We start from the raw sequence: 13,511 nt of genomic DNA, 5'->3' as shown, positions 1-13,511 counted from the left end.
ACGCCTCGTCGGCCCTCAATCCCGTTGTCACGGCGTCTGGTCGGCGGGCGGGCGCGAGGGCCGGACGGCCGGATCTCCGATTGTCAGTGCTGAGGGTGAGGGTGCATGTGGAACAGGGACCGCCGTGGCCTCGTGGGTTTGCCCTCGGCAAGGTGGCCGGTTTCGACCCGGAGTTGGATGGCGTGGAACACCTCGACGACACCCACGACGATGGCCATGATGCCGGCCACCAGGGTGAGCGCGCCGATCGAGCCGAACGGCATGACAATCACCACGACGCCCGCGAGCAGAGTGATGATCCCCAGGGTCAGCATCCGGCCGCGGCCCGGCATGTCGCGGGACGATGCCGCGGCCGTCGTCATCATGACGCCGCGCAGCAGCCAGCCGAAGCCGATCCAGAGGGCGAGCAGCAGGATCGATTCCAGGGTGCCCCGGAAGCAGACGAGCCCGAGCAGCACACACAGCGCGCCGGTGATGAAGTGCAGTGCCCGCAGATGCGCGGGCACGTGCGCGCCGAAGGTCGCGGCCAGTTGGAAGACGCCGATGACCAGCAGGTAGACGCCGAAGGCAATGCCGACGACGCGCAGTGTCTCACCCGGCCATGCCAGGACGACCACGCCCAGGGCTATCGATGCCAGGCCGATGGTGAACAGGGCCTGCCAGCCGAGGTTCGCCACGGCTGTCAGGTTTTCGTCGCCCAGAGGCGTGCCCTGGCGCGGAGTCTCGCTCGGCGGACGGTTGCCCGCCGCATCGGACGGGAATGTCATGTCATCCACCTCATTCTCGTGGGGTTGAACGGTCAGATGAGGACCAGGACGGAGATCAGGGCGAGCAGGGTGACGACAGTGGCCGTGAGAATGGCGCCGGAACCCGCAGGGGCGAAGAATCCGGCGTCCAACTGCCGTTCGACGGCCCGGTAACGCCACGTTCCGTAGGCCGAGACCAGCAGTCCGGCGAAGAGCAGGATCAGCCCCGCGGCGACGGCGTGAGCGCCTCGGTGCGGAGCGAACTTCGCCACCGCGACGCCGAGGGCGGCCACGCTGATCCCGGTGCGCAGCCAGGCCAAGTATGTGCGCTCGTTGGCCAGTTGGTCCCGGGCGGCGCTTCCCGTGTTGGGCCGGGGCGCTTCCTGCCCCTTGAGGTGCATGCGTCCTCCCAGACCTCTCACCCGAGGGCGTCCTCAGGGACGGGAGATGCGCGGAGGCACGAGCGTCCACTCTGGTGGCAAGGCCTCTTTCCCAAGTCTAGTGTGGGTTCTGTGCCGTCGCAGCGTCCCGAGAGACGCCAGGGCAGCGAACGCGCCCCGTGGCACCGTTCTTAGCGTCAAACGGCGTGTTGTTCTCCGGGGCATCGCGATGCCCGCATGCGAGGAATCCCGACCTGGGCATGATCGAGGACGGAGGCCGTGCGAGATGTCGCAACCCCAATGGACCGAGTACAAGCCGGGCACCGCCTTCCCCGGGACGATCGGGCGGACCGCAGAGGAGTCGACCCCGGCCTGGCCCCAGCCGCGGCGAGCCGTACCCGGGGAGCCGAACGTGCTGTTCATCGTGCTGGACAACACAGGGTTCGGTCAGTTCGGCTGTTACGGCAGTCCGATCGAGACGCCGCATCTGGACGCGTTGGCGGCGAACGGGTTGCTGTACAACAACATGCACACGACGGCGCTCTGTTCACCGTCACGCTCCTGCATCGTCACGGGCCGCAACCATCACGCGAACGCGATGGCGGCGGTCACCGAGCTGTCCACCGGCTATCCGGGGTACAACGGGCAGATACCTTTCGAGAACGGCATGCTCTCCGAGATGGTGCAGCAGCACGGCTACAACACCTACATGGTCGGCAAGTGGCACCTCGTACCCTCCGAGTACGAGTCCGCGGCCGGGCCGTACGACCGCTGGCCGCTGGGACGAGGGTTCGAGCGGTTCTAAGGCTTCCTGGGCGGGGACACCAGCCAGTGGTATCCGGACCTGGTGTACGACAACCACCAGGTGGATCCGCCCGCCACGCCCGAGCAGGGCTACCACCTGACCGCCGACCTTGCCGACAAGGCGACGACGTTCATCGCCGACGCCAAGCAGGTCGCCCCGGACAAGCCCTTCCATCTGTACTTCTGCACCGGTGCCACGCACGCTCCGCACCACGTGCCGAAGGAGTGGGCGGACAACTATCAGGGTCGTCTCGACGACGGCTGGGACGCCTACCGCGAGTACACCTTCGACCGGCAGAAGCAACTCGGCGTCGTACCGGCCGACGCCCGGCTCTCCCGCATGACCCCGACGTACCGGAGTGGGATTCCCTCAGTCCGGACGCGCGGCGCCTGGCCGCGCGCATGATGGAGGTCTACGCCGGATTCCTCACCCACACCGACCACCACATCGGCCGCCTCATCGCCTTCCTCAAAGAGATCGGCGAGTACGACAACACACTGATCATGGTGGTCTCCGACAACGGGGCCAGCGCGGAGGGCGGCGTGACCGGGACCACCAACGAGCTTCAGTTCTTCAACAACGCCCCCGAGCCGCTGGAGGAGAGCCTCCGGTACATCGACGACCTCGGCGGCACCAGCACCTTCAACCACTACCCGTGGGGCTGGACCTGGGCGGGCAACACCCCCTTCCGCCGGTGGAAGCGCGAAACCTACCGAGGTGGCGTGAGCGACCCCTTCCTGGTCCACTGGCCGAAGGGCTTCAAGTCCCGCGGCGAGATCCGCAGCCAGTACGCGCACATCATCGACATGGTCCCCACCGTCCTGGACGTGCTCGGCATCGAGCCGCTGGCCACCATCAGGGGCATCCCCCAGTCCCCGCTGCACGGCGTCAGCCTGGCCTACACCTTCGACGACGCCTCGGCGCCCACCCGCCATCGCACCCAGTACTTCGAGATGCTCGGCCACCGGGCCATCGACCACGACGGCTGGCGTGCCGTCTGCCCCTGGCCGGGCCCCTCGTTCGCCGAGGCCGGCAAGCCGTTCGGGACCCCGATCAGCGCGGAGCAGCTGAGCGACCTGGACGCCCACCACTGGGAGCTGTACCACATCGACGAGGACATCGCCGAGACCCGCGACCTGGCCGCCGACCACCGCGACAAGCTCATCGAGCTGATCTCCCTGTGGTACGCGGAGGCCGGCACGTACGGCGTGCTCCCCATCGACGGCAGTGGGGTGCAGCGGATGATGCTGGTGCGCCCGCAGATCACGAAGGACCGGACCAGCTACACCTTCCGGCCCGGCACCGAGACGCTCCCCGCGGCGGTCGCCCCGCGCGTGCTCAACCGCCCGTACAGCATCACGGCCGACGTGGAGATCCCCGCCGGCGGCGCCGAGGGCGTCCTGCTCTCCCAGGGCACCAGCGCCGGCGGCTGGGCGCTCTACATGAAGGACCAGCGACTGCACTATGCACACAACTACGTGCGCCGGGAGACGCATGGCGTCTCCTCCAGGGAGCCCGTCCCCGAGGGCCGCCATCAGCTACGCTTCGAGTTCGAACCGACCGGAGAAGCGGACATCGCCCACGGCAAGGGCACACCGGGCAAGGCACAGCTCTACGTCGACCAGACCCTGGTCGGCGAGGCGGGCATCCCGATCACCACGCCCGTCGCCTTCAACCCCGGCGGCATGACGTGCGGCGCCAATCCGGGCTCCCCGGTGACACCCGACTACGCGTCCCCCTTCCGGTTCACCGGCACCCTCCACACCGTCACCGTGAACCTGTCCGGCGAACTCCTCACCGACATCCACAGCGAGGTGCACATGCACATGGCCCGGCAGTAGGGCGGAGGCGGCGGTGGCTCAGTCGGCGTCGTCCAGGAGCAGGCCGAGCTGGATGTCGAGCCATGCCTGCTCCTGGCGCCACGCATCCGCCGCGCTGACGAGCCGGCGGCTCAGGGCCTCGACCGTGTGCGACCGCCACCTGCTGCCGGCCAGACCGGCGATCAGCGCGGCCGTCCGCTCCTCGGCGTCGGGAAAGCGGGTGCGGTTCACGTCGACGCCGTCCATCGCCGCCACCGCGCGGCGGCACAGCGCATCGAGGCGGAGCGATCGCCACGCATAGGGCGCCAGCGTCTGACGCACCGCTGCCACGCGGACGTCGTCGGCGGCTACCGACCACACCATCCGACCCATCCCCTCGCCGATCGAAATAGGCTAAAAGGCTCACCAATCGCCTCATGCTAGGTGTGCGACCTGCCGAATTCACCGGGCGGTGACCCACCTCACGTGGGACGAGTGGGCAGGGCGGGCAATGCGGAGCCAGCCCACTCAGCACGTCTCCGGAGGAGGCATGAACCACCCCACCTCCCTGTCGATGATGCGTCTGGCCCAGTCCTGGGCCGCGGCAGAAGCCGCCTACCAGCGCGTGACCGCCACAGCCGAGCCGGCGCCGAGTCTGCTGGAAGAACTGCACCTCCGCGCGCAGGACCTCGTCCGTGCCACCGAGTGCCCCTGCCCCCCATGCGTCATCCGCCTTGACACGCCCTCGACACTGTCGGCGCGCCTGCGTCGTCGCTGGTACGCGGCCAACCGCGGCGCCAGGTGGATCACCCGGCATTGTCACTGACCCTGACAACGGCATACCGAGCCCTGCGACGCACGATGGACCACTTCCGTACCGCTGCGGCTACTGGACGCTGACCTCGCGCAAGCTCGTGCTGCGCCAAGCCCGGTTCCGCGGGGTGGTGACTCTTCGTAGCACCACGGGAACGAGTCGCCTACTCGAATTCATCGCCCGATCGGTGAAAGCGGCCGATAGGTACGGGAATTCGTCGCCTCCGAGGTCTCTTTGCCTGGGCTGTCAGGAGGGTTCGGGTACGACGGCCACCGGGCAGGCCGCGTGGTGCAGCACCCCGTGGGCAGCGCAGCCGAGTTGGAAGCCGAAGTGGCCGTGGCGGCGCCGGGTGCCGACGACGAGGAGATCGGCCTCGTAGGACGCGGCGAGCAGAGCGTCGCGGGCGTGGCCCTCGACGGCGCGGTGGTCCGTCTTCAGGTCGGCCGGCACGTCGCGCAGGGCTTCCTCCAGCAGTTCGGCCGCCTGCCGCTGTTCCAGATGCGCCGGCTGCCCGGCGATCAAGGGGTGTCCGGTGGTCGCGTGCCCGGGGTGCCGCCAGGCACGTACGGCTTCCAAGGGCACGCCGCGCAGGGTTGCTTCCTCGACGGCGAACCGCAGGGCGGCCGAGGCCCTCGGCTTGTCGCCTACCCCGAGGACAATCCGGCCCCGGGCCCCGGGGAGGGCCCGGTTGTCGTGGCTGCCGCGCAGCACGATCACCGGGCAGTGCGCACGCCCGGCGACCGCCAGGCTGACCGAACCGAGGAGCGTCTCGGCCGCCCCGCTACGGCCCCGACAGCCCAGAACGACGGCAAGGGCGGTGCAGCTCTCGCGGACGAGCCCGACCACCGCCTCCTCGGGCAGCACGCTGCTGGTGACCTTCAGGCCCGGTCGGCGCCGCTCGGCGCGCAGTTCGGCGGTGCCGAGCACGTCCCGGGCCATCACCTTCTCCAGCGGCTTGCCGAGTTCCTGCGCGAGCAGCCCGCCTTCGTACCGCTCCCAGAGAGAGGCGTACACGAGGCGGAGCGGTGCCCCGCGTAGGGAGGCCTCGTCAGCCGCCCAGTCAACGGCGCGCAGACTGGGCTCGGAGCCGTCGACACCGACGACGATCGGACGGTCCATCGCGCTCACCGCTCTTTCGAAGGATCAGTCGTGCGGAACCACGGCGACCGGGGCCACGACGTGGTGCAGGACGGCGTGTGCGACGTGTCCGATGTGGGCGCCGAGGGGGCTGGTGCGCATGCGCCGGCCGACGACGACCAGGGAGGACTCCCGGGCGGCGTCGACGAGGACCTGCGCGGCGCTGCCGCACCGGCTCGACTCGATCACCTCCACCCCCGGGAACTTCTGCCGCCAGGAGCGCAGCACCTCGGTAAGGACCTTGGCCTGCTCGTGAACGAGCGTGCCGTACAGCTCGGCGTCGCCGTAGAAGCGGTAGAAGGCGGTGGGCGGCTCGGGCCAGGCGTGCACGACCCGCAGGGACGCGTTCCGACGTACGGCGGAGTCGAAGGCGAACTCCAGCAGTGTCTCGTCCGGGGAGGCGGTGTCGAGACCAAGGACGACGGGCCGGAAGGGCGTCGCGGCGGACGGTATGCCCACCGGGTCCGTCTTGTGCTCGTCAGCGGCCTGCTCTCCGGCCCTGACCAGCACCACGGGACGTTCGGCATGCGCGAGGACGGCCAGGCTGACCGACCCGACCGCGAACCCGCCGACCGCCCCGAAGCCACGTGAACCCAACACCATCAGCTCGGCGACGTCCGCCGCCTCGGTCAGGGCCTGCGCAGGGTTCCCGCTGAGCCGATCGGTGAGCACCTCCACCCCGGGATGGCGCAGCCGCAGCCCCGCGGCGGCCTCACGGGGAACCTCCTCGCTCCACTGCTGCACCGTCTCGGCCCCCAGCAGCGGGGCCTGGGCCACATGAGCGGGCAACGGCTCGAAGACGTGGACGATCTTCAGCGGCAGACCACGCAGCTGCGCTTCACGCGCCGCCCACTCAGCGGCGGCCCGGCTCTCCGGCGAGCCGTCGAGGCCTACCGTGACGGTTCGGGTCATGGTCTCCACCTCCCGGGACAAGGAATCCGCTTCCAGCATGCTGACGCCGCACTCACGGGGTCAGGGGCCGCACGTCCCCTGTGTGAGACCGACCGGCCCGGTACAGGGACTGGTGGCCCCTGGCCCGTTCCGAAGGCAACAGACATGCTGAAATCGGACTGGCAGTCGCAGATCTCACGGAGTTCACCATGTACGGCACCTCGCGCATCGTCAGCGATGTCATGACCCACACGGTCGCCGCCGTCGGACGGCGAGCCCCCTTCAAGGAGATCGTGGACCTGATGCAGGACTGGCGGGTCAGCGCCCTTCCCGTGATCGAGGGCGAGGGCCAGGTGGTTGGCGTGGTCTCCGAGGCCGACCTGCTGCCCACGGAGGAACTCCGCGACGCCCCCGACGCGGGTTACCTCCAGCTGCGTCAGCCGGTCGACGTGGCGAAGGCTGGCGCCCTCACCGCGGGGGAACTCATGTCGTCGCCCGCCGTCACGGTGCGGGCGAACGCCACCCTCGCCGAGGCCGCACGGATCATGGCGCGCGAGGGAGTCAAGAGGCTGCCCGTTGTCAACGAGACCGGTCTGTTGGAGGGCATCGTCAGCCGCGCCGACCTGCTGAGGGTCTTCCTGCGTGACGACGAGGACATTGCCGAGGAGGTGCGCCGCGAGATCGTGTCGTACCTCTTCCCGCTGTCGTCCTCGGCCGTCCAGGTCGAGGTCGAGGACGGAGTCGCCACGCTGACGGGCCGGATCCGCGACACCGCCCTGGTACCGGTGGCCGCGCGGCTGGTGCGGGCCGTGGAAGGTGTGGTGGACGTGCGGTTCGACCTCGTGCGCGACGACCATGGAGTGAGCGGGACGGGTCAGTCCTAGTCCCTACGGCCCCCGCGGAGGAATGATCGGCGTCGTGGACAGCCTGTCCGTTACCCAGGGAACGAGAGGAGGCTGTCATGACCGAGTCACGCACCTTCACGGCACAGGATCCGATCTGGGTGTTCCTGCTCGACGACCACGAGATCGTACGACGCGGCCTGGCCGACCCGCTGAACGCCGAACCGGACATCTGCGTGGTCGGTGACGCGGACACCGCCGAGCACGCGCTCACCCGCGCCCCCGCCCTGCGCCCGCACGTCGCCGTGCTCGACGTGCGACTGCCGGAGCGGGACGGCATCTCGGTCTGCCGGGAGCTGCGCAGCCGGATGCCGGAGCTAGTGCTCTGACCGGGAACGTTCGCCGGGGTCAGCTCGATCAGTCGGGTCGTGCTGCTTCCCACCTCCATGAGGTTTGGCGAGGGAGACCGTCGAGTTCTCCGCGGCCGGTGCACCAGAGGAGTACCGGGGTGGGGTCTCCGGGAGGGGCGGTGGGGAAGAGCCGGTTGAGTACTGCTGCGCTCAGCGGTGCTGGTGGCAGCCAGTCCACGGACAGTCCCTGCGTGATGTCGTAGGTGTGCAGCAGGGTTTCGGCGACGCCCATCGCGGCGAACCCTTCGGGGTCGCACGGGCCCCAGTGCCAGGCCCTCAGGGTCGGGTTGGCTGTGGCCAGGGCGCTGCTGAGCAGTCCGCCGCAGGCGGTGACGGCCTGGAGCACTTCGGCCGGAGAGGCAGTGGGGCGAACGTTCAGGTCGATGGGAAGGTAGGTGTCGGTGGGCTGTGCTGCCAGCTGCGCTGCGTAGGCCAGCAGGTCGTGGCCGATGTGGGCTGCTGTTTGCCAGCAGGTCCATTCGAGCGGCCCAGCCGGTACTGTCCAGTCCTCGGCGGTATGGGGGCCGAGCACCTGCAGCATCTCTGCTAGGGCGGCGTCGACGTCCTTATGGTCCATGCAGAGCTCCTGGCGGTCCGTGTGGTGGGAGTGGGCTGGGCTGGTTGTCGATCCTTCACGCCGCCGGGCATCTGGCACGTCCGCCCCAGCGGATGCCCTTCTCGCTGCGGATGCGGGCGCCCAGACAGGCCAGGCCGATCTCGTTGAACCGGTAGATCACATTCCGGACGGTGTCCTCGTCGGCCTGCACCAGCTGCGCGATCACCAGCACCCGGTTCCCGCCCGCCGACGCCAGCAACATCATTGCTCGCCGGTAGCGCACCGAGTTGGTACTTCCCCGGCGCACGATCTGTTGCAGCTTCTGCCCTTCCTGATCGGTCAGTCTGCGCACCCGCACAGGCTCGGCCACCACACCTCCAGCGATCGGAACCGACGTCACCGCCCATCCAACCGCCCTAATCACCAACCCGGTGAACCTTCCCGGTCACAGCACCAGCGTGTCCGATGCTGACCTCGTTCGACGACGGACGCCCTGCTGGACGCCATCATGGCCGGCGCTTCCGGTTACGTGCTGAAGCAGATCAAGGGTTCCGACCTTGTCTCCGCAGTCCGCACCGTCGCCTCCGGGCAGTCGATGCTCGACCCCGCGACCACGGCCCGTCTCATGCACTCCCTGCGGGCCGACCCGGCCGAGACACCGTCGCTGCCGCCCGAGCTGGCCGGTCTGACACCACGCGAGAGGGATGTCCTCGCCTTGATCGGCGACGGTCTCACCAACCGCGAGATCGGCAAGAAGCTGTACCTGTCGGAGAAGACTGTGAAGAACCACATCTCGCGGATGCTGGCCAAGCTGGGCGTACAGCGCCAGGTCCAGGCGGCCGTCCTCGCGACCCACCTGGACCAGCACGACTCCGTGGCGGCACGCCTGAGGGCGCCCGAGGTCAGCCTGTCGTGAGGAGGTTCTTCACCTCGACGACGTCGGCGATCCCCTCGACCTCGGCCACCAGCCTGTCCATGGTCGCGGCCGGCACCCGTCCGGTCAGCTCCACGATGCCGTCGTGGACGGCCACCTCTACGATGCCCCGCCCGCCCGGCGGGCAGAGAGCCTCGATCCTGGTCTCGACCTCCGCACGGATTCCGGCATCGTCCCTGATGAGGGCCTGCAACAGCGCATTGCGGCGCACGACGCCGACCAGACGGCCGTCGTGGTCGGTGACAGGCATCCGCTTGAGCCGGGACAGCGCGGCGAGCCAGGCGGCCTCGGCGACCGTCGCACCCGGTAGCACGGTGATCGCGGGGCTCGTCATGAGGTCGGCGGCGGTCTCGCCGCGGGCCTTGCCGTGCAGCCGGCGTTCGCGTAGCCAGCCGATGTGTCCGGGCCGGTGGCCGGACGCCTCGAAGGCGACCTTCGCCAGCAGGTCGGACTCCGAGACGACGCCGAGCACGTGGTCCTCGGTGTCCACGACGGGGACGGCACCCACGTGTTCGCGTGCCAGCAGGCGGGCGATGTCGCGGTACGGCAGGTCTTCGCGGAGGGAAGCGGCAGGCACGTCCATCACGTCCCGCACCAGCGGGAGCCCGGTCTCGGGCGGTGAAGCCTCTTGTGTGGGGGAGACGGTTGAAGGTGCCGGGCGGGCAGGGCCCTGGGCGGCGGCCGGCGCGGCCTGGGTGCCGGAGTGTGTTGCGGCAGCCGCGGCGACGGCGCCCAGGTAGCGGACCAGCATCTCCTGCCGCTTCTCCTCGCCGGGGCTCCAGCGGCGGGAGGGCTGGGACCGTCGGGCGTCGGCCTGTGTGGAGAAGTTCTCGTGCGTGTTCACGATGGCCTCCGGACTCCGTCGAGTCGTCTGCTGTCCCAGTCTCCCGCTCCCCTCACCGACGCCAAGAGCCGAACGGCCCTGGTGCGACGGTATGACGGCCTATCCGGTGCGGGGCGGAACGGGAACGGTGAAACTAAAGGGAGCGCCGACTGGCAGGAGGCCGGCCGATGAGCCTGCGGGACTTTCTGGAGCGGTTCCGCCCGGCGGGCACGCCGGGAGCGTCCGCCACCGGCGTGCCCCCCGACCGTACAGTCGAGCGCGCCGCCGAACTGGAACCCACCCTCGCGCGGTTGGCAGACGTACAGAGGGACGCAACCCGCATCCGGGCCGCTGCGGACGAGGCGGCACAGGCCCTCCGGCAGAACGCCGAGCGCGAGGCGGCACGTCTCGTGCTGGCCGCCCGTGAGCAGGCCCCGGAGGTGAGGCGACAGACCGCCGAACCCCTCCTCCGCGCTGCACGGCGCGAGGCGGACGCCCTGCGAGCCGCCGGAGACCGCAGGGCCTCGGAGGTCCGGGTACAAGCCGGGGAGCGTATGCCTGATCTGGTGGAGCGCGCGGTGGCCGAGGCCCTGCGCCTGGCACGCGGGAGGGGCGAGGCGCCATGAGCGCGGGCTGGGTGGCCGGTGCGGTGCGGGCGAAGGCGCTCGTCGCCCGGTACCCGGGGGCCGACGGGGCACGGGAGATCGCCGCGAGCCCGACGCTCGACGACGGCCTACGGCGCCTCACCGCGACCCCGTACGCGCGGTATGCGCGGACCTCGACCGACCTGCCGGGGGCGCAGATGGCGGTATCCGCCACCCTGCTGTGGCACCTGCGGGTGCTGGCCGGCTGGCTGCCGCCCGGTGGCGCCCGGCTGCTCGTGCCGCTCGCCGCAGGCTTCGAGATCGCCAACGTCGTCACCCGGCTGCCAGCGCCGGACGGCCGCCGCACGGACGTACCCGAGCCGTACCGGCTCGGGGCACTCGAGACCGCCTGGCGGAGCCTGGAGCGCGCCGACACGCCCCCGCAAGTGCGGGCGGCCCTCGCCGCCTCACCCTGGGGCGACCCTGGTGACGACACACCGTGGGCCCTGGTCACCGGCATGCGCATGGCCGCCGCGCGGCGCACCGCAGTCGCCGTACCGGCCGCGCGCCGCTGGGCCCAGGGATGTGCCGTGCTGCTGACGGCCCGCGAACGGTTCGTCCACCGGCGCTCGCTGCCGGAGCCCGTACGGCGCGACGCGGCACGACTGCTCGGGGAACGGGCAGCGGCCGCCGCCACATATGACGAGTTCCGCGCCGCACTGCCCACGGCGGCTCGGTGGGCCTTGGTGGACGTCGAAGAGCCGGACGGGCTATGGCGGGCCGAGGCCCGCTGGTGGCGGACGGTGCAGGTGGACGGCATGGCGCTGCTGCGCGAGGGCCGGTACGGGCCCGGCGTGGTCGTGGGCGCGGTCGCGGTGCTGTCGGTGGACGCCTGGCGGGTGCGGGCGGCACTGGAGTCCGCGGCGCGCGGCGGACGGCCCCGGGAGGTGTTCGATGCCTTGGCCTGAGGCGATGACACCGGTCCGGATGCACCGCGTGGCGGTGGTCGTGCCCCAGGCGGCCCTGCGGGACGCGCTCGTGCGGCTCGCCGAGGAGGGCTGTGTGGAGCTGGACCGTGCCGAGGAGGCCGCTCCGGGCCCGGCGGCCCTGCGACTGCAACGGCTGCGGGGACGAGGCACCGAGCCCGAGAGCACCGCTTCAGCTGTCCTGGCCGCCACCGTGCCCAACCTCGACCTCCTCGAACAGCGACGCAGCATGGCATTGCTGGCGGGCGAGGCCCAGCTGGAGGAGCGTGCGGAAGGCGCCGTACGGCATGGTGAGGTCGCTGCGCTGGCCGGGTGGTGCCCGGCGGGTGAGGTGGCGCGCGTCGGGGCCCGTCTTGCCGCTGCAGGGGGCGCGCTGGTGCCCCTGCCGTCTCCTCCCGGTACGGATCCGCCGACGCTGCTGCGGCCGGGCGGGCCCGTCTCCTTCACTCCGCTGGTGACGACGTACGGCACACCGGCCTACGCCGACCTCGACCCCTCCTGGCCGGCCGGTCTCGCCTACGTCGCCATGTTCGGGATCATGTTCGGCGACGTGGGACACGGTGCGCTGCTTCTGCTCGGCGCGCTCGCGCTGCGTCTCAGGTGGCCCCGCCGGTTCGCCCGACTGAGGCGGCTGTGGCCGTTCCTGGCGGGCGCCGGAGCCGCCGCCGTGCTCGCGGGCGCCGCCTACGGCGAGTTCTTCGGACCCACCGGACTGCTGCCGGTGCTGTGGCTGAGCCCGCTCGACAGCCCCGCGCGCCTCCTGGGTGCCGCCGTGCTCTTCGGGGCCGGACTGCTGGCCCTCGCGCATGCCGCCGGTGCGGTCAACCGGGTACGTGAGGGCGGTTGGGGCACGGGGGTGTACGCGGCGTCCGGTTGTGCCGGGCTGCTGTTCTACCTGGGGCTCGCGCTGGCCGGGGCGGGACTGCTCCTGCACCGGCCGCCCGCAGCAGTTGCCGGGGCCGCACTTGCCGGGGCGGGGCTGGCGCTGGTGGCGTACGGCCTGTTCCGGGCCACGGCGGGCGGGGGCGCGGGGCTCGCAGAGACGGTGGTGCGGCTGTTCGACGTCATCGTGCGCACGGGCACCAACACCTTGTCCTTCGCCCGGCTCGCGGCTTTCGGCCTCACCCACGCGGCGCTCGCCGACCTGGTGTGGCGCGGTACCACGGGCCTGGCCGCGCGCGGTGCTGCCGGAGTCATGGGTGCCGTGCTGCTGTTCGTCGTGGGTACGGCCGTCTCGTTCGGTCTGGAGGCATTGGTGGCTGGTGTGCAGGCTCTGCGGCTGGAGTTCTACGAGCTGTTCTCCCGGCTCTTCGAGACGGAGGGCCGCCCGTTTCGTCCCTGGCACGTTCCTCCGGCGGAACCTGCCGATCGCGCTGGGAAGGTGGTCCCATGCTCACCTGGCTGATCGTCCTGCCGGTCCTCGCCGCGGTGCTCGGTGCCTTCCGGCTGCTGCGTCGGCGCCGGACCAGGCACGCCTTCCGCTGGCTCCTGGCCACGAACCTCGCCCTTCTGGGCGGGGCCTGTGCCGTCCTGGCCACGGCACTCACAGGTCCCGCGCAGGCCTCTGCCCAGGCTGCTACCTCCGGCGGGGCGGGTGGGTCCGCCCTGATCGGGGCGGCTATCGCGGTGGCCGGGGCCTCGATCGGGGCCGCGATCGCGGTCGCCTACACGGGTGCCGCGGCGCTGGCCGCGCTGAGCGAACGACCGGAGATGTTCGGCCGGGCGATGGTGATCGTCGGCCTGGCGGAGGGCATCGCCGTGTACGGGCTGGTGGTCGCCATCCTGCTGATCGGGAAAGCCTGAT

At 70.8% G+C, this 13,511-nt stretch carries 14 protein-coding genes and 4 pseudogenes; 10 read left to right on the top strand and 8 right to left on the bottom strand.

Annotated features, from left to right (window positions below):
- Positions 1-83: 83 nt before the first annotated feature.
- Positions 84-767, bottom strand: a complete 684-nt coding sequence (locus LE548_RS38530) for an HdeD family acid-resistance protein (protein WP_225101708.1) — start codon at positions 765-767, stop codon at positions 84-86.
- Between the two features lie 32 nt (positions 768-799).
- Positions 800-1,147: a YidH family protein gene (locus tag LE548_RS38525; RefSeq protein ID WP_225101707.1), complete on the bottom strand. Its 348-nt coding sequence runs from the start codon at positions 1,145-1,147 to the stop codon at positions 800-802.
- Here LE548_RS38525 and LE548_RS46755 point away from each other — a divergent pair.
- Positions 1,146-2,336: pseudogene (locus tag LE548_RS46755) on the top strand (sulfatase-like hydrolase/transferase). The gene LE548_RS38525 and the pseudogene LE548_RS46755 overlap by 2 nt on opposite strands.
- Positions 2,333-3,772: a sulfatase-like hydrolase/transferase gene (locus tag LE548_RS45695; RefSeq protein WP_263637066.1), complete on the top strand. Its 1,440-nt coding sequence runs from the start codon at positions 2,333-2,335 to the stop codon at positions 3,770-3,772. The pseudogene LE548_RS46755 and the gene LE548_RS45695 overlap by 4 nt, the downstream one beginning before the upstream one ends.
- Before the next feature lie 18 nt (positions 3,773-3,790).
- Here LE548_RS45695 and LE548_RS38515 read toward each other — a convergent pair whose 3' ends face one another.
- On the bottom strand, positions 3,791-4,114 hold the full coding sequence (locus tag LE548_RS38515; RefSeq protein ID WP_225101706.1) for a hypothetical protein: 324 nt from the start codon (positions 4,112-4,114) through the stop codon (positions 3,791-3,793).
- Positions 4,115-4,280: 166 nt separating this feature from the next.
- Between LE548_RS38515 and LE548_RS38510 the strand changes: the two genes are divergently transcribed.
- Positions 4,281-4,556: a hypothetical protein gene (locus tag LE548_RS38510; protein ID WP_225101705.1), complete on the top strand. Its 276-nt coding sequence runs from the start codon at positions 4,281-4,283 to the stop codon at positions 4,554-4,556.
- 234 nt (positions 4,557-4,790) lie between these two features.
- Here LE548_RS38510 and LE548_RS38505 read toward each other — a convergent pair whose 3' ends face one another.
- Entirely contained in the window at positions 4,791-5,663 is an 873-nt protein-coding gene (locus LE548_RS38505) for a universal stress protein (protein WP_225101704.1), read from the bottom strand.
- 24 nt (positions 5,664-5,687) lie between these two features.
- Complete coding sequence (locus LE548_RS38500; RefSeq protein WP_225101703.1) at positions 5,688-6,593, bottom strand: universal stress protein; 906 nt, start codon at positions 6,591-6,593, stop codon at positions 5,688-5,690.
- Positions 6,594-6,781: 188 nt separating this feature from the next.
- Between LE548_RS38500 and LE548_RS38495 the strand changes: the two genes are divergently transcribed.
- Both LE548_RS38495 and LE548_RS38490 read left to right on the top strand, forming a co-directional pair.
- Positions 6,782-7,456 (top strand): CBS domain-containing protein, encoded by a 675-nt coding sequence (locus tag LE548_RS38495; protein ID WP_225101702.1) that lies wholly within the window; start codon positions 6,782-6,784, stop codon positions 7,454-7,456.
- A gap of 77 nt (positions 7,457-7,533) precedes the next feature.
- Positions 7,534-7,794 (top strand): annotated as a pseudogene (locus LE548_RS38490) (response regulator transcription factor); the annotation flags it as partial.
- 37 nt (positions 7,795-7,831) lie between these two features.
- Here the strand turns inward: LE548_RS38490 and LE548_RS38485 are convergent.
- Both LE548_RS38485 and LE548_RS38480 read right to left on the bottom strand, forming a co-directional pair.
- Positions 7,832-8,401, bottom strand: coding sequence for a maleylpyruvate isomerase N-terminal domain-containing protein (locus LE548_RS38485; protein WP_225101701.1), 570 nt, complete (start codon positions 8,399-8,401; stop codon positions 7,832-7,834).
- A 70-nt stretch (positions 8,402-8,471) separates the two neighbouring features.
- Positions 8,472-8,750 (bottom strand): annotated as a pseudogene (locus tag LE548_RS38480) (helix-turn-helix domain-containing protein); the annotation flags it as partial.
- An 86-nt stretch (positions 8,751-8,836) separates the two neighbouring features.
- Here LE548_RS38480 and LE548_RS38475 point away from each other — a divergent pair.
- Positions 8,837-9,296, top strand: a pseudogene (locus LE548_RS38475) (LuxR C-terminal-related transcriptional regulator); the annotation flags it as partial.
- Here the strand turns inward: LE548_RS38475 and LE548_RS38470 are convergent.
- The gene (locus tag LE548_RS38470) at positions 9,283-10,158 is read right to left on the bottom strand and encodes a CBS domain-containing protein (protein WP_225101700.1); all 876 of its coding nucleotides are present in this window, start codon (positions 10,156-10,158) and stop codon (positions 9,283-9,285) included. The pseudogene LE548_RS38475 and the gene LE548_RS38470 overlap by 14 nt on opposite strands.
- Positions 10,159-10,325: 167 nt before the next feature.
- On the opposite strand from LE548_RS38470, the gene LE548_RS38465 reads away from it, so the two are divergent.
- Genes LE548_RS38465 through LE548_RS38450 form a run of 4 tightly spaced genes read left to right on the top strand, consistent with a single transcriptional unit; the run spans position 10,326 to position 13,510 of the window.
- A complete protein-coding gene (locus LE548_RS38465; RefSeq protein WP_225101699.1) occupies positions 10,326-10,763 on the top strand; it encodes a hypothetical protein in 438 nt (145 codons plus the stop codon).
- A complete protein-coding gene (locus LE548_RS38460) occupies positions 10,760-11,689 on the top strand; it encodes a hypothetical protein (RefSeq protein WP_225101698.1) in 930 nt (309 codons plus the stop codon). The genes LE548_RS38465 and LE548_RS38460 overlap by 4 nt, the downstream gene beginning before the upstream one ends.
- Positions 11,676-13,112, top strand: a complete 1,437-nt coding sequence (locus tag LE548_RS38455; protein WP_225101697.1) for a V-type ATPase 116kDa subunit family protein — start codon at positions 11,676-11,678, stop codon at positions 13,110-13,112. Before LE548_RS38460 ends, LE548_RS38455 begins: the two co-directional genes overlap by 14 nt.
- Positions 13,097-13,510 carry an ATP synthase subunit C gene (locus LE548_RS38450; protein ID WP_225101696.1) on the top strand — a complete coding sequence of 138 codons (414 nt, stop codon included), beginning with the start codon at positions 13,097-13,099 and terminating at the stop codon, positions 13,508-13,510. Before LE548_RS38455 ends, LE548_RS38450 begins: the two co-directional genes overlap by 16 nt.
- Position 13,511: the final 1 nt, after the last annotated feature.

This window comes from Streptomyces sp. CoH27 (genome assembly GCF_020181035.1).
In the GTDB taxonomy this organism is placed as follows: domain Bacteria; phylum Actinomycetota; class Actinomycetes; order Streptomycetales; family Streptomycetaceae; genus Streptomyces; species Streptomyces camelliae.
The sequence above is the reverse complement of the archived record's forward strand: the minus strand, read 5'-3'. Positions and strand labels throughout refer to the sequence as shown.

Excerpts from the sequence above, each read along its gene's own strand:
- LE548_RS38530 (WP_225101708.1), bottom strand. The coding sequence starts at position 767 with ATGACATTCCCGTCCGATGCGGCGGGCAACCGTCCGCCGAGCGAGACT.
- LE548_RS38525 (WP_225101707.1), bottom strand. The coding sequence starts at position 1,147 with ATGCACCTCAAGGGGCAGGAAGCGCCCCGGCCCAACACGGGAAGCGCC.
- LE548_RS45695 (WP_263637066.1), top strand. The coding sequence starts at position 2,333 with ATGATGGAGGTCTACGCCGGATTCCTCACCCACACCGACCACCACATC.
- LE548_RS38515 (WP_225101706.1), bottom strand. The coding sequence starts at position 4,114 with ATGGTGTGGTCGGTAGCCGCCGACGACGTCCGCGTGGCAGCGGTGCGT.
- LE548_RS38510 (WP_225101705.1), top strand. The coding sequence starts at position 4,281 with ATGAACCACCCCACCTCCCTGTCGATGATGCGTCTGGCCCAGTCCTGG.
- LE548_RS38505 (WP_225101704.1), bottom strand. The coding sequence starts at position 5,663 with ATGGACCGTCCGATCGTCGTCGGTGTCGACGGCTCCGAGCCCAGTCTG.
- LE548_RS38500 (WP_225101703.1), bottom strand. The coding sequence starts at position 6,593 with ATGACCCGAACCGTCACGGTAGGCCTCGACGGCTCGCCGGAGAGCCGG.
- LE548_RS38495 (WP_225101702.1), top strand. The coding sequence starts at position 6,782 with ATGTACGGCACCTCGCGCATCGTCAGCGATGTCATGACCCACACGGTC.
- LE548_RS38485 (WP_225101701.1), bottom strand. The coding sequence starts at position 8,401 with ATGGACCATAAGGACGTCGACGCCGCCCTAGCAGAGATGCTGCAGGTG.
- LE548_RS38465 (WP_225101699.1), top strand. The coding sequence starts at position 10,326 with ATGAGCCTGCGGGACTTTCTGGAGCGGTTCCGCCCGGCGGGCACGCCG.
- LE548_RS38460 (WP_225101698.1), top strand. The coding sequence starts at position 10,760 with ATGAGCGCGGGCTGGGTGGCCGGTGCGGTGCGGGCGAAGGCGCTCGTC.
- LE548_RS38455 (WP_225101697.1), top strand. The coding sequence starts at position 11,676 with ATGCCTTGGCCTGAGGCGATGACACCGGTCCGGATGCACCGCGTGGCG.
- LE548_RS38450 (WP_225101696.1), top strand. The coding sequence starts at position 13,097 with ATGCTCACCTGGCTGATCGTCCTGCCGGTCCTCGCCGCGGTGCTCGGT.